The organism is Aminipila luticellarii (assembly GCF_004103735.1).
GTDB lineage: Bacteria > Bacillota > Clostridia > Peptostreptococcales > Anaerovoracaceae > Aminipila > Aminipila luticellarii.
In genome coordinates, this window is record NZ_CP035281.1 from 1,448,844 (window position 1) to 1,463,832 (window position 14,989).

The 14,989-nt window shown below is 41.6% G+C and carries 12 protein-coding genes; 4 read left to right on the plus strand and 8 right to left on the minus strand.

The window, feature by feature from the left end; all coding sequences use genetic code 11:
• Nucleotides 1–71 precede the first annotated feature (71 nt).
• Entirely contained in the window at nucleotides 72–386 is a 315-nt protein-coding gene (locus tag EQM06_RS06635) for a hypothetical protein (protein WP_128745586.1), read from the minus strand.
• Between the two features lie 30 nt (nucleotides 387–416).
• On the minus strand, nucleotides 417–977 hold the full coding sequence (locus EQM06_RS06640) for a lytic transglycosylase domain-containing protein (RefSeq protein ID WP_128745587.1): 561 nt from the start codon (nucleotides 975–977) through the stop codon (nucleotides 417–419).
• 392 nt (nucleotides 978–1,369) lie between these two features.
• Between EQM06_RS06640 and EQM06_RS06645 the strand changes: the two genes are divergently transcribed.
• Nucleotides 1,370–2,791 carry an NlpC/P60 family protein gene (locus tag EQM06_RS06645; protein WP_128745588.1) on the plus strand — a complete coding sequence of 474 codons (1,422 nt, stop codon included), beginning with the start codon at nucleotides 1,370–1,372 and terminating at the stop codon, nucleotides 2,789–2,791.
• A gap of 23 nt (nucleotides 2,792–2,814) precedes the next feature.
• Here EQM06_RS06645 and EQM06_RS06650 read toward each other — a convergent pair whose 3' ends face one another.
• The 3 genes from EQM06_RS06650 to EQM06_RS06660 form a co-directional block, all read right to left on the minus strand.
• A complete protein-coding gene (locus tag EQM06_RS06650) occupies nucleotides 2,815–4,230 on the minus strand; it encodes an MFS transporter (RefSeq protein ID WP_230974933.1) in 1,416 nt (471 codons plus the stop codon).
• A gap of 82 nt (nucleotides 4,231–4,312) precedes the next feature.
• Entirely contained in the window at nucleotides 4,313–5,389 is a 1,077-nt protein-coding gene (locus EQM06_RS06655; RefSeq protein ID WP_164914377.1) for a M24 family metallopeptidase, read from the minus strand.
• Nucleotides 5,390–5,412: 23 nt separating this feature from the next.
• Nucleotides 5,413–5,631 (minus strand): hypothetical protein, encoded by a 219-nt coding sequence (locus EQM06_RS06660; protein ID WP_128745590.1) that lies wholly within the window; start codon nucleotides 5,629–5,631, stop codon nucleotides 5,413–5,415.
• Between the two features lie 182 nt (nucleotides 5,632–5,813).
• On the opposite strand from EQM06_RS06660, the gene EQM06_RS06665 reads away from it, so the two are divergent.
• The 3 genes from EQM06_RS06665 to EQM06_RS06675 all read left to right on the plus strand — a co-directional run bounded on the left by EQM06_RS06665 (nucleotide 5,814) and on the right by EQM06_RS06675 (nucleotide 9,691).
• The gene (locus EQM06_RS06665; RefSeq protein ID WP_128745591.1) at nucleotides 5,814–6,425 is read left to right on the plus strand and encodes an amidase domain-containing protein; all 612 of its coding nucleotides are present in this window, start codon (nucleotides 5,814–5,816) and stop codon (nucleotides 6,423–6,425) included.
• A 139-nt stretch (nucleotides 6,426–6,564) separates the two neighbouring features.
• The gene (locus EQM06_RS06670; protein ID WP_128745592.1) at nucleotides 6,565–8,154 is read left to right on the plus strand and encodes a peptide chain release factor 3; all 1,590 of its coding nucleotides are present in this window, start codon (nucleotides 6,565–6,567) and stop codon (nucleotides 8,152–8,154) included.
• A gap of 445 nt (nucleotides 8,155–8,599) precedes the next feature.
• Nucleotides 8,600–9,691 carry an HD-GYP domain-containing protein gene (locus tag EQM06_RS06675; RefSeq protein ID WP_128745593.1) on the plus strand — a complete coding sequence of 364 codons (1,092 nt, stop codon included), beginning with the start codon at nucleotides 8,600–8,602 and terminating at the stop codon, nucleotides 9,689–9,691.
• Nucleotides 9,692–9,767: 76 nt separating this feature from the next.
• Here the strand turns inward: EQM06_RS06675 and EQM06_RS06680 are convergent, their stop codons facing one another.
• From EQM06_RS06680 to EQM06_RS06690, 3 genes are read right to left on the minus strand one after another with little or no spacing between them, the layout of a single operon-like run.
• The gene (locus tag EQM06_RS06680) at nucleotides 9,768–11,042 is read right to left on the minus strand and encodes a S8 family peptidase (RefSeq protein ID WP_128745594.1); all 1,275 of its coding nucleotides are present in this window, start codon (nucleotides 11,040–11,042) and stop codon (nucleotides 9,768–9,770) included.
• Between the two features lie 18 nt (nucleotides 11,043–11,060).
• Nucleotides 11,061–13,832, minus strand: coding sequence for an AAA family ATPase (locus EQM06_RS06685; protein WP_128745595.1), 2,772 nt, complete (start codon nucleotides 13,830–13,832; stop codon nucleotides 11,061–11,063).
• Nucleotides 13,829–14,965, minus strand: coding sequence for an exonuclease SbcCD subunit D (locus EQM06_RS06690; protein WP_128745596.1), 1,137 nt, complete (start codon nucleotides 14,963–14,965; stop codon nucleotides 13,829–13,831). The genes EQM06_RS06685 and EQM06_RS06690 overlap by 4 nt, the downstream gene beginning before the upstream one ends.
• Between the last annotated feature and the right edge of the window lie 24 nt (nucleotides 14,966–14,989).

The following is a 14,989-nucleotide window of genomic DNA, read 5'->3' on the forward strand; positions in this document are numbered from 1 at the left end:
ATTTTGAGTTTGTAAAAATCTAGCAAATAATGGATTTTTTACAAAAAAGTTCATAAATAAGCGGAGGCACTTTAATCGTTCATACGTACCTTGCGTGTAATAGGGGTATCAAAAAGAATAATAAAATAAGTTTGTATGGAGTTTTTTGCCAAAACAAAAAACGCAGAAGAGACACAGATCACAGCAAGGGCGGGAATACCTGTATGAAGCAGGAACTGAGTACAGGCCTGAAGCTCCGTACATACGGTACAGCCTTCACCGCTGCAAGCATGATCTGTATATTTAACAAGAAATGCAACAGACAGACAAAGAACGGCAAGCAGGCATACAGCAATTAAAAGCGCTGTTAATTTTTGTTTTTGTAAATGATAGGGTCTGCTTTGCATACTGTCGGCCTCCTTCCTCAAAATTCTGGTTTATCCATCTATCCGGTACAAAATTCGGTACATTTTTTCATTAAATTTCACCTTTTTTATATATTTTACCGTTTCATCGTAGGGCATATTGTGAAAGTCTTCTCCATTCTCTGCTATAAGTGAATTTTCTGTCCACTTTTTTACATTTCCCCTGCCGGCATTGTATGCGGCAAGGATTAATTCCGTGGTGCCAAATTCTTTTCTCAGGTTGTCAATATACCAAGAGCCCATTTTAATATTGATTTCGGGATTGTACAGGTCATCGGCAGTAAAATTTTCCATACCTATGGATTCCGCTATCCATTCAGCAGTTGATTCAGTCAGCTGCATCAGACCTACCGCTCCCTTATGCGACTTGGCGTTCTTATCGAACCTGCTTTCTGTTTTAATTACTGCCAGCAAAAAGTATGGATCCACATTATATTCTTTAGAATATTTTACTACATAGTCCTTGTACAGGATTGGATAGGAAAGGTCATAAACAATTCCTTTCGCGGCAAATAATATAAAAATAATTACTAAAAATATCATAAACTTGTTCTTTTTTTGCTTTTTTTTCATTCCATTCTCCCAGTCGGCCTATATTCTGTTAAAGCCTCGCTCAAAATCTGCGGGTCTCATATCTCTTGTGTCCTATTTATGACTAATACAGTTTAAAAGATTACAACGAATTTGTCAAAGAATCTTTTCCCACATTCCATCTTAAAAACTTCTGCTCATTTACTTATAAAACTTATAAAATTGTTTTTTTGTTTTATAAACAGCAAATTAATTATAATTTTAAAAATCAGCTTGTTATTAAATTTTTTAAATATATATTCATTTTCATTGGATTTTCAATGTGTTTACACTTGTTTGCCTTATCGTTTTGGTAAACTTTTTTAATAATATATTGATTTTTCCATAACAATATAGTATTATCATTAAAGCTATTAAATGAATGAGGTTTTTTTATGAATATAAAACAAGTGATAAGCAACTATAAATCCTGTGTGATACGCAAAACAGCCCTGCTGGATCGGCGTACAAAAAACGGTATTCTTACAGGTATTCTTTTATGCATCATTTTTTCTGCGGTTTTTATCACCCTTTCTGAAAACGGCGTATATCAAATTTCTCTTGCCGGACAAAAGACCGGATATATCACAAATAAATCCACGCTTCATCAAGCGGTTAAAAAGGTCAAAGCACACTATGAAAAAAAGAATATTCACATTGCCCTGGATGAAGATGCCATCGTCTGCAAACGGCTTGATCTGCAGAAAGATGAGATAACCCCTTTGACAGTGAAAGAGCTGGAGAAAAAAATAGCCGATTCAGACCTTTGTACGTTAAAAGGCTGGATTATCCGTGCCGACGGGAAAAATATTGCCGCAGTTTCATCTAAAAAAGCCGCCAATCAAATTCTTTCCGATATAAAAAATCAGTATTTGGATAAAGACAGTACGGTAATCGGCACAGATTTCAAAGAAGAGGTTCTTGTCACACAGGCTGCAGTCAGACTGTCAGAGCTGGTAAAGCCTGAGGAAGCTGTCCATACGATTATTTCAGGAGGCAAAGACCCTGAGATTTATACGGTCAAAGACGGAGATACACTGTGGAATATTGCCGCTTCAAATGGAATGACAGCAGCAGAGCTTGCCAATGCCAACCCCGGATTTGATCCAAATCAGATAAAGATCGGTCAAAAGCTCCAGCTTTTTACCATAAAGCCTTATTTGACAGTCGAAACAAAAGAATTGGTTTCCTCCACAGAAAAAATTGATTTTGACACCGTATACGAGGACACCAATACCCTTTACAAAGGTGAATTCAAAATAAAAACAGCCGGTGTATGCGGTTCGAAACAGGTCACTTCAGAAGTAACAAAAGAAAACGGTACAGTTACCGCTTTACAAGTAATAAAATCCGTCACCACAGTAGAACCTCAATCTCAAGTTGCATTAAAGGGCACCAAATCCGGCTCGCCGTATGTGGCAAGCCGTGGTCAAAACAGATCCCTTTCTGTTTCTGCGGGCGGAAGTGACATTCTCGCATATGCTAAGAAATTCCTTGGGGTTCCCTATACCTCCGGCGGTTCAAGCCCCAATGGCTTTGACTGCTCCGGATTTACCCGGTATGTGTATGAAAAGTTTGGAGCGTCATTGCCGCATTCCTCTGCCAGCCAGTATGGATACGGAATGGCTGTATCTAAATCACAGCTTCAGCCCGGTGATCTGGTTTTCTTTTCCAATTCCTCCCGAATCAGCCATGTGGGAATTTATGCAGGCGGCGGTCAATTCATCCACTCTCCGCAAGCCGGTGACCGGGTTAAAATCAGCAGTTTTTCTTCCAGTAGCCTTCACTACTGCGGTGCTGTCAGAATTGCACAATAAATGCTATGGTGATTCCTGCTCCCCTACTCCAGATCTGAATTCTTATGCGGCAGATTCACCACAAGCACAATAGCCAGAAGGATCATGCCCAAACCTGCAAGAAACGTGTCTCTCTGAGCATAAAGATATAAGGTCCTGCTGCTCAGCTCAGGCTCCAAAGCACTATAATGAGCCTGTCTGGTAATCAACAGAACACTTCCGATCGCTGTGCCAAAGGTATTTCCTATATTCCTCATAGTTGCCAGCGTTCCCGACGCCACACCTGCATAGGATTTGGGAACAGAGCCCAGAATGGCCGAATTGATAGCCGATACGCTCAACCCATTTCCCGCTCCCACCATCATCAACACCAGCAGGACAATAAAAACGCTCATCTTTTCTTTAAAAAAGCCCACCAGAATGCAGTTCAATGCGATTAATACAAGCCCCGCAGCAGCGGGTCTTCGAGTTCCGTATTTATCTGAAAGTGCTCCTCCTACCGGAGATGCCGCCATCATGGCAATCGGAGAAGCCAGCAATACAAGCCCCGCCTTGTCTGGCTCCAGCAGCAAAACATTGATAAGGAAAAAAGGAAAAAGATATGCGGTAAGCTGTTGTGTCATATAGGATAGCGCACATGTGACATTTGCCAGTGAAAAGGTCTTATTTCTAAATAGTTTTAACGGGATCAGGGGTTCTTCGACAGATTTTTCCCTCCATATAAAAAAGCCCATCATCAGGGCGAATACGGCCAAGCAAGAAAGAAAAGGAGCCGACCCTATCCCCCAATCATCGCTGAAATTCAATCCTACTGCCAGCGTTCCCACAGAGACGGCAAATAAAACACCGCCCTGCCAATCTAGGTTCACCTCATGCTTCTGTCTGATTTCTTCCTCCTCCGGCATGATAAAAATCGTTGCGATTAATCCGGCTGCACAAAATGGTATGGAAAAATAAAAAATAGAGTGCCATGAAAAGTGAAGGAGCAGGAGTCCTCCTATGGTCGGCCCGGAAGCAAATCCCACTGAAACGAAAACAGAATTAATTCCAAGTGCTTTTCCCCGTTCCGTATCGTCGAAGGTTTGTGAAATAGTTGCCTGAGTAATTGAAATCAGCAAGCTGTATCCCAAGCCCTGTAATGCTCTGAAAAAAAATAAGGTCGGAAGCGTATGGGAAAAAATCGGTGCCAGCGCAGAAGATAAAGCGAAAAAGCTGAACCCGATTTTATATTGTCTTTTATACCCATATAAATCCCCAATTTTACCGCATATTAAAAGCATGCAACAGGGAATCAAGGAATAGATCAAAGTAAGCCAGCTGACATCTCCCTGGGATGCTCCGAATTCCTTCGCAATAACAGGGAGAGCCAGGTTTACACTATTCATGGCAAAGGTGGCACTTAGATTGGCCATGCTCGTAATGGCAAAAATCCACTGCTTTGTCGATTTATTATGATTCAACCGCTCCATCCCCTCTTCCATTCCATATGATATACGGTACTATTTTTGTGATTCCATATACCATATGCCGAAAGATAGAGGTTTATTTAATAATCATCAATTCTTTACCGGAATGGGTAAGATTTTCTATGCCGGAAGAAGTGATGACGGCCAAATCTTCAATTCGTACACCAAACCTTCCCGGCAGATAGATCCCCGGTTCAATAGTAACGGTCATATTCTCTTCAAGAACATGCTGACCTCGGAAGCTCAGAAACGGCTCTTCATGGATTTCCAACCCGACACCATGCCCTAATCCATGTCCGAAATATTCTCCGAATCCAGCCTCCTCAATAATCCTTCTGGCGAGAGCATCTCCTTCTTTTACATGCATACCGGCTTTTAAGTGTTCACAGGCATACAGCTGCGCTTTTAAAACAGTATTATAAATCTGAACCATTTCATCATTTGCATGACCTATGGCAACCGTTCGGGTCATATCACTGCAATAGCCATTATAAATACAGCCGTAATCCATTGTTAAAAAATCACCGTCTTCCAAAAGCTTATCGCTTGGAATGCCATGGGGCCGAGAGGAATTGATTCCGGAAACACAAATTGTGCTGAAAGAAAAACCATCCGCCCCGTTTAACTTCATTTCATGCTCAATTTCAAGAGCGACTCTCTTTTCGGAAATTCCCGGTCTTAAAAATTCTAAGATATGCTTAAATGCCAGATCTCCAATCTCTTCCGCCTGCCTGATCCATCCGATTTCAACTTCATCCTTGATCAATCGAATCGATTCTACTAATCCCGTTGCCGAAATAATTTTTTCTTTTGGCAGTACCATACATAATTCGTTATAGGAACTCAAGGTGAGATGTTCGTCCTGAACCCCTATATTTTCAAGGCTCATATCCCGGAGAAAATCAATCCATTCATATCCTTTTTTTGTAACCACCACTTCAAATTCAGGTTGTAACACGGATACGGCTTCTACATAACGAAAATCCGTGATAATATAGCGTTTATTTTCTGTGAGCAGGACCATGCAATCCTCCCCCGGAATGCCTGTCATATACTGAATATCTGCTTCCTTCGTCAAAAGCAATGCATGGATGCCATACCTTTTAAAATCCACAACAGCCTTTTTACTTCTTTTTTTAATTCTTTCTTCCATCCTTTTATTTCCTCCCAACCCTGTCATTTTTTACAAGCTTCTGTTAATTTTTTAGTTTCCTCTTTTGTTAGATTCATTTTTTTACATAAATCCATCACCTTTTCTTCTGTAAACAAAAACTGCTGCTCCGTACACAGCCTCGTAAACTCCTCCTTTGATATGCCCAAGTCACTGAACTTCAATTCGCCGGATGCGATCTTCCGATCGTACAGCCTGAAAAATTCGATCTTAAATGTATTCATATGTTGCTGCTCCTGTAATCCTAAAAACTTTTATATCTCCTATATTGTACCATATTTATCCGCCGTGCACTACCGTATGTCCCTCTTAATAAAAACCTGATCTGCCGCAAGCTCTCACATATCGCCGGCCATCCGAATATATATATACCAGATTCTTTCCAAGATGATGGGGGTACATAACTATGATAGAATATAACAAACTGAGTGCAGCCCGGTATGGAGTTCAATTCGGGGATAAATTCGAAAATCGAATTTTTAAACGAATGACGGACGACTGCACAAATTTTATTTGTCAATGTGTCTGGGCCGGATATGGCGGCACCGATGGTTATTCCTTATCCCAGCCGGAAGATATTCGTGTGCTGAAAAGCAGAGTGGAGAACAAATATCGGCTGACCTCCCTTTGGTATGGACTTCCCTTCCGGTCGTCTCAAGAATTCGGTTCTCTTTCTTTCATTCGGGTTGAAGCATTCTGGAATTATGTCATTAACAACGACAGCATCGGTCCGAGAGCTCTCGGTTATAATAATGGAAAGCACTGGAGTGAATTAGACATCGATGTGGAACAGGGAGATGTTCTTCAATTTTATCACGACGATGTCCAAAGATATGCGCACTCGGCCTTAGTCGTATCCAACACAAAACAGAATATAGCAAATTCCATGGAGGACATTTTTGTAGCTCAACACTCAGCAGATTTCAGTTATAGACCGCTGATCGATACTTTTCGAGCAAATTGCGATATACGGACCTGCAAAGTAAGACTGTTAAAATTTATTCCGGCATATTTTTAAAAATCTGTTAATTTTGCTTAAAATGTGTTATGATAATTAATGTTTTTGTGCTTCATTAAATATAGTACAATTATAGCACAATTTTTATACACGAATTTTCTTTTAAAGATATATAAACATACAGAAAGGATGCTATTTCATGGCGAATAAGCAATTAACTGAAGAAATCCAAAAGCGCCGTATTTTCGGTATTATTTCTCACCCGGATGCGGGAAAGACCACGTTGACGGAAAAACTTTTGCTGCACGGCGGAGCGATCCGGGAAGCCGGAGCTGTTAAAGGACGTCATAATGCTAAATTCTCTACCTCGGACTGGATGGAAATTGAAAAACAGAGGGGTATTTCCGTGACCTCATCGGTCATGCAGTTTGAATACAGCGGAAAGGTTATTTCTATTATGGATACACCGGGTCATAACGACTTTGGTGAAGACACCTACCGTATTTTAACTTCCGTAGACAGTGCAGTCATGGTTATCGATGGAGCCAAAGGAATCGAAGCGCAGACGAAAAAACTTTTCAAAGTATGCAGTATGCGGGGAATCCCCATTTTTACATTTATAAACAAAATGGACCGGGAAGCCATGGATCCGCTGGAATCTATGGAGGAACTGGAAGAAGTTCTTGGAATGCCTTCCGTGGCAGTCACCTGGCCCATCGGATGCGGTCTGAACTTTCAAGGTATTTACGACAGATTGAAAAATGTGGTTTATCTTTACAAGATAGGAAAAACCATAGAGCTTGGTAAATCCGGCGTATTTGGTCCCGAACTGGAGGATTGTCTGACCCAGAACAATCTCACCAATCTTCGTGCTGAAATTGAATTAATTGAAGGAGCCGGCAACGAATTTAACTTACAGGAAATAAAAAACGGGAAACTTTCCCCGGTCTTTTTCGGTTCTGCTCTGGCAGACTTTGGTGTTACTCCATTTCTCGATCATTTCTTGGACATGTCACCTGCTCCGGGTCCACGAAAAACAACAGATGGGATCATTGATCCGGCAGAAGAGGATTTCAGCGGATTTATATTTAAAATTCAGGCAAATATGAATCCGGCTCACAGAGACCGTATTGCCTTTCTACGAATTTGCTCGGGCACTTTTGAACGCGGAATGACCGTCACCCTCTCCAGAACCGGAAAGCCGATTAAGTTAAGTCAGTCTACGCAGCTTATGGCCAATGAAAGAGAAACCATTGATACGGCTTACGCCGGTGATGTGATCGGTATATATGACACAGGAACCTATCAGATCGGCGATACCCTGACAACCAAAAAGGAGCCTTTGTTCTTTGAACCGCTTCCTACCTTTCCTCCCGAACTGTTTGCCCGTGTGACGCCTACGAATTCCTTGAAAGCCAAGCATTTTCAAAAAGGAGTGGAACAACTTGCGCAGGAGGGAGCCATTCAGGTGTATCACAACCAGTATAATGAAATCATTATCGGGGCGGTAGGTGCCTTACAATTTGAAGTCTTTGAGTATCGTTTGAAGAATGAATATAATTCGGATATTCTAATGGAAAGTTTGGATTTCAATGTAGTCCGCTGGCTGAATACAACGGATCTCAATTATGTGAAAAGTTGTTTGGATTCCAGATGTATGCTGGTATTCGACCACTTTGAACGCCCGCTTGTTCTCTTTGCCAATCAGTTTACATTAAATTACTTTGTTGAAAGATATAAGGATATTGAGTTGATTGAAGCCCTCCACGTAAACAGCACTTTAAAATAGAAAGAAATCGCAGAAAATGCCGCACCAAAGTGCGGCATTTATAGTATTTATCAGAAAATTAAAACTTTAATGGCCTCTTATATCTGCCAACATTATGTCAACTAAAACATTTTGTGTAGGTTCTTTTCCACACCCCTCCATTGACGTATTTTTAGCCATCAATACACTTTTCCACACCTTTCCTTAAAATTGTATACAATTTTATCCCTCATGGGCTGTGGACAACCTTAATCTCTGTACTTTACTATTTTCAAGCTATTGATTCTATTTAATATTTGTCAATAGAAAGTTATCCACAGGTTTACGGCTTTATAGAGTCAGCCAGAATTTTAATGCATCTGCTGAAATAAATTGTCAAATACGAAAAGTATGGTATAATGAATGAGTAGTAAATAAATAGAAAATTCCATGTTTTTTTAATTTTAAGACAGAGGTGTAAACACAAATGAAAATGTCATTAGAAAACATCAAAATCGGCATGTGCGTAGGGCAGGATCTGTACACGGAAAGCGGGCAGCTTATCACGCCAAACAATACCTTCGTTACGCCAGAGCTGCTGGCAAAGCTGAAAAAATTTAAAATAAAGTGGATTGAAATGAGCCCTGCCGCTCCGGATGACAATCCGAACACTACAGACCATGTGGAAGATATTCCCGATATCTTTGATATAAGGAATACGCCGGGCTTTAAATCTTTTCAGAGCGAAACCTCGGAAGCGGCGGAAAGCCTGACCTCCTCACTGGACAGTATTTCACATAAAAGTCCCGACACGGTTCACATCGATATGATCAATAATTTAAGTACTTTATTATATGAAAACAATAAAAGCAACCTGAACCTTATCGACATGGTCTATAACATGCACGAATATTCAGATGCTATCTATACCCACTCTGTAAATGTAGGTATGATCGCCAGTCATTTAGGACATTGGCTGGGTCTGCCAGACGATGATATAAAGCTTCTGGTCACCTGCGGGCTCTTTCACGATATTGGCAAGCTCCTTATCCCAAAAGAAATTTTAGAAAAATCAGCCCCCCTCACACCGGAAGAATATAAAATCATGTATTCCCATACAACAAAAGGATTTGAGCTTTTAGATCAGTTCGATGACATTGATTACAGAGTAAAGCGGGTAGCTCTTCTGCACCATGAAAGGTGTGACGGAAGCGGGTATCCCATGCATTTTATGGGAGATGAACTGGACAAGTATTCCAAGATTATAGCGATTGCCGATGTATACGAAGCGATGACCGCTGAAAGGCCTTATCGAGGTCCCATATGCCCTTTTACCGTTGTTGATTATTTTGAAAAAGAAGGATTACATAAATTTGAAACAAAGTATGTATTAAAATTCATCAACAAAATGGTGAATTCTTATCTGCATACAAAAGTGCTTTTAAGCAATGGCAAAGAAGCAACCGTAATTATGATAAACAAAAACATAAAATCCAGACCGCTTGTAAAAATGGACGGAGGAGAATTTTTAGATTTATCCGTGACACCTGAGATTCATATCGTCAAAATGGTAAGCTGATTAAAATAAAGGATTTAGACTGTTTTCAAGCAGCTAAATCCTTTATTTTTTTATTATTTCTTTGTTATTCCGTTATTTACACTTTTTTCATACTGTACCGCAGGGCTGAGCCAACATTCAGCATGCCGCCTGAGCTTACTTTTCCGGACAGACTGTCCAACGAAGTGACGTTGGCTAAAATCACGTTTTTAACATCTGTAAGACTTAAATCTTCATTCGCCGTATATACTAATGCGGCGGCAGCCGTTACCATGGGTGCTGCCATGGAGGTTCCCGACATATAAGCATACCCGTTATCCCCAGTCAGGCTTAATATATAGCTTCCGGGTGCGGCAATGTCCACAGAGCTTCCTCCATAATTGGAGTTGTCAGCCAGTTTGCCGTCATAGGAAATATTAGCTACGGAAATAATATTATTCAAATCAAAAGCTGCCGGATATGTGGGGGTGTAATCAAGGTCTGCTCCGGCATCAGAATCTCCGTTTCCTGCTGCTACAACAAACAGCATATTGGAATCGGCCATCACATCATACAATTTTCGGTCATACGTGGTTGTACCAAGGCTTAAATTACAAATGGATGCCCCATTCTCTTCTGCGTATTGAATCGCTCTTATGATGGAATCTGTTGTACCGCTGCCTTCTTCCCCGCCCAGAACCTTCAAGCTCATAAGGGATACCGCATCCTCATCTGCAATTCCGGAAATTCCTACGGAATTATTCTTAGTGGCCGTAATCGTTCCCGCTCCATGCGTTCCGTGATCGTCCTCTTCTCCTGTATATATCACATTGGTGCCATTATAAAAATTCCACCCATAGATATCGTCAATATAGCCGTTTCCATCGTCATCCACGCCGTTGCCCGGTATTTCATCCGGATTTATCCACATGACATCAGATAAGTCCTCATGATTATAGTCAATGCCGGTATCAATCATTGCTATAATTACATTTCTTCGGCTTTTATATAGATCCCAGGCTTCTGATATATTTATATCAATCCCGGCTTCAGCAGAGACAGCGGATGCTTTCTCCGAATGATTTCTGTGTATGGCATTTTTATGCCATTTTCCGGGATTCATTGGTTGTTTAAACGTATGCTCATATACCGGAAACGGATTTCTTTCTTCCTCAATCTTAAAACTGCCGTTATTATATAAAGCCCATTGCTCCGAACTCATCTTATCATTTGTCAGTACCGACGATTTCTTGTCTGCCGCCGCATAATAAACACATTGAGGTGTCAGAAGCTTGTCTGTTCCGGCGAAAACCGAATCTGCCTGAATCGGTAAAAGAGAACTGGATATAAAAGCTGCTGAAAATAACCATAATAAAAAATTATTTTTGTTCAATCGAATCACGCTCCATCATTAGCAGTAAATGGTTGCTCTGCTGCCCCCTGCTTTTTCTTTAGTAATAACGATCTGCTTGTCAATTTTCTCTTTTAGCTCCGTCACATGAGAAATAATTCCTACCAGCCTGTTTCCCTCTGTCAGCTCTGCCAAAGCTCTGATTGCCTGATTCAGAGATTCCTCATCCAGAGAACCGAAACCTTCATCCACAAACATGGCATCCAGCCGGATTCCTCCCGCCGACGACTGAATTTCGTCTGATAGACCCAAAGCTAAACATAAGGATGCTTTAAAGGATTCTCCGCCTGAAAGGGTTTTTACACTTCTCTCTGATCCGTTATAGTGATCTATCACATCCAGTTCCAGACCGCTCTGGCTCTGCTTGTTTCCCATATCCGTTCTTCGCTTTAGTTCATACTGACCTCCTGTCATGACCATCAGTCTTGTATTGGCTCGAGCAATGATCTGATCAAAATAGTTCATCTGAATGTATGTTTCCAGCATGATCTTCTCTTTTCCGGCCATGCTCCCATTTGCTGTATCAGAAAGAGCTTTTACCCACATCCAGCGTTTTTCGATTTCAGATAAAGATTCGTTCTTTGTCTGGATGCTGCTCCATGCCGCCTGATTTCTGTCCAATCGGGAGGCAATCTGCATCCGCTTGCTGTCCAATTCTGATTTTTCCTGCACCAGTGCATTTTTTTGAGTATATACTTTATCTAAATCAACTGGTTCCGCATCTTTCAGCTGTTCATTCAACGTTTTTATTCTGGCGGAACATTCAGCGATCTCTATCTTGCATTTTTCAAAATCCTTCTTTGCTTTTTCAAAGGCTTCCTGCATTTTAACCTTTCTGTCTACCAACGTCTTTATATTCTTCTCGGCTTCATCCTTTGTACTGAATTCTAAAACCGATGCGATCTTTTGCTTTGATTCCACAAGGGCTTTTCTCTCCGAATCAAGGGATGCAATCTCTCGATTCAAACCGGATGCCGTACTGTCACAGTCTTTAAGAGTTTTCTCCATCAGCGGTATATCTCGTTCCAGCTGTTCTTTTCTCTTAATTTTGTTTTCTTCGTATCGAATCCTTTCCGCCATTTCTGAAAGGGCTTTTCTCCTTTCGATTTCCTCTCGCTGCACTTGTCCCTTTATATCCTCAAAGGCACAAAGTATTAATAGGTCGGAGCTCTGCCTTAAAATCTCTGCCCTGAAAGCTTCTGCTTTTCCCATTAAGTTGCCTGCTTCCGCACTGTATGTTGCAGCTTCAGATTGAAGCTTTTCACTTTCCTCTTTCGCTTTCTGCAATTCGGACTCGGTAGGAGCCTTCCGGGAAAGCTCAGCCTTTAGCGGATGCTCAAGGGAGCCGCAGACCGGACATCTTTTTCCTTCCTCCAGTCTAGATGCTAACAGACCGGCCTGTTCATCCAGAAATGCTTTTTCCATCGCATTCCATCGTTTTTTTACCGTTTCTGAACGTTGAGAATACTCTTGATATTTTTTCTGAACTGTTACAAGCTTTTCGCTCAATTGTTCAAAATCTGAGAGAGCTTCCAGGAGTATCTGCACTCTCTTTTGCTTTTCCAGCATATCCTTTTCCTGACTCTTAAGCTTTTCCCTATAGAGTCCGGTATCCTTTATCAACTCCCATTCCTTTTGCAGATCATTTAATAAAACCGTTGATTTTTCAATCTGTTCAGTAATGTTTACTAAATCATTTTTATGTTTACTTAATAGTTCTTCTCTTTTCAAAACCGCCTTGTTTACGCTCTGCAGCTCATCATATTGGGGCAATTGATCTGTGGCTGTCTGAATCCTGCCTACCAGTTTCTCCATTTCCGGCTGTCTTTCGCTCTCCGCCTCTACAGTTTGTTGGTTCTGTGTCATTAATCGTAACTTTTGACCTTTTTTTTCTTTCTCCAGCGACAGATCCTTAAACGCTTTACGATCCTTTTCCGCCTTTTCCAGTGTTCTGTTTACTTCTTCCAGATTTTTTTCCAGTTCGAAAAGTCTTTTCCGACAAGAAGCCTCTTCCAGTTCATCTTCGGCTATAATAGCCTTGATGACTTGATTGGTTTCTTCGGGAGCAGCCACGCTTTCTGCTGTTTTTATTTTAGACAGCTCCCCATTTAATTCACTGCCGGGATCGCATAGAACTCCGTCTATATACTGCAGGATGCTCTGCTTCAAACGATCCTGTTCGTTCTTTAGGGTACTGGCTTCGCTCTTTAAACGATCCTGCAAGACCTGATAACATTTCGTGCTGAAAATATCCCGAAAAATCTCACTTCGTTCTTTTGTCGAAGCTAAAAGCAACCGCAAAAAATCTCCCTGAGCAATCATTGCAATCTGTTTAAACTGTTCCCGATCCAGACCAATCAGTTGTTCCACGGCCTCTGTAACCCTTTTAGCATTTGTTAGTACTTTTCCGTCCGGATAAGTCAGCTCTGCTTCCGCCTTTTCCGCAGTGACCCCTTCTCCCCGCTTTACAGGGCGCAGATATTCGGGATTACGCCTGATTTTATATTCCTTGTCACCATACAAGAAAACCATTTCTACAAATGTAGGAGTATTTTCTTCGGCGTATTTACTGCGAAACATACTGGCTTCCCGATTATTTCCGCTGGCCTCCCCATACAAAGCAAAGGTGATAGCATCAAAGATGGTTGTTTTTCCGGCACCGGTATCCCCTGTTATTAAATATAAGCCGCTGGCCCCCAGCTTGGATAAAGGGAGCTCTAGCTTGTCCGCATAAGGCCCAAATGCGGATATAATTAAATTCACCGGCTTCATAGCTCTTCCTCCCAAATTTTTTCAATCAGTTGTGCACTGAATGCTCTCTGCTCCCCAGACATAGGCTGGTTATTCTGTTTTTTATACAGCTCTTCAAAAATCTCCAGAGGAGATTTTCTCTCCGCGCTCTCTGCTCTATCTATAGAAAAGGTGCTTCGGGTACGCACATTGTCATAGTCCAGCTTCATGATGTTAGGATAGATACTGCGCAGCTTACCCACCGCATCTGGAATGTCCTCCTCATCCGTAAGGGTGATATGCATGTAATCCTCCCGGTTCATATCCTTATAATACTCTCTTGCCGTGATTTCCATATAGCTGCCCTTGATCTCCCGCATATCCCGCCTGGGAATCAGCTCTCTTGTGCGAACTCCTACCCTGCCTTTTTCCGTCAGCTCCACCACAGTCATGGACTTTTTATGATGAACCTCTGAAAAAGAATATTTTAAAGGAGTTCCGGCATATCGGACCGTCTCCTTGATGATCTTCTGGGGTCCGTGAAGATGTCCCAAGGCTACATAATCAAAAGCATCAAACAGGCCTGCGTCCACATTATCCAGACCGCCCACAGATAATTCCTCAGAGTCACAGCACACTGCCCCCGTCACAAATTGGTGACAGATCAAAATATTTCGATGGCTCGTATCCACCTTTACACGGTTCATAACGGTTTTCACTGCATCGTTATACGAGCTGATCTCAGCATCCGGATAATACTTTCTCACATAGGCCGGCTTTAAAAACGGCATCATATAAACGGACACCGTTCCAAAGGAATCCTGAAGCGCTATGGATTCCACACTTCCGTTAAACACAGGGGATATGTAAACCCTGCTGTTCTTCATCAGCCTGCCGCCAAAAGCCATGCGCTCTGCCGAATCGTGATTTCCGCTTATGATAAATATGTATGGTTTTCTTTCTGAAAGCTGTACCAGAAAATCGTCAAATAACTGCACGGCTTCCGCCGGCGGTACGGATTTATCATAAACATCGCCTGCAATGATGACCGCATCCGGTCTTTCCTCATCGATCTGTTTCATGATTTCCGTCAGGATATATGCCTGATCTTCCAACATGGAAAATTCATTTACCCGCTTTCCTATGTGCAGGTCTGAAAGATGAATCAACTTCATAAATTTCTCTGCTGCCTTTCGAAA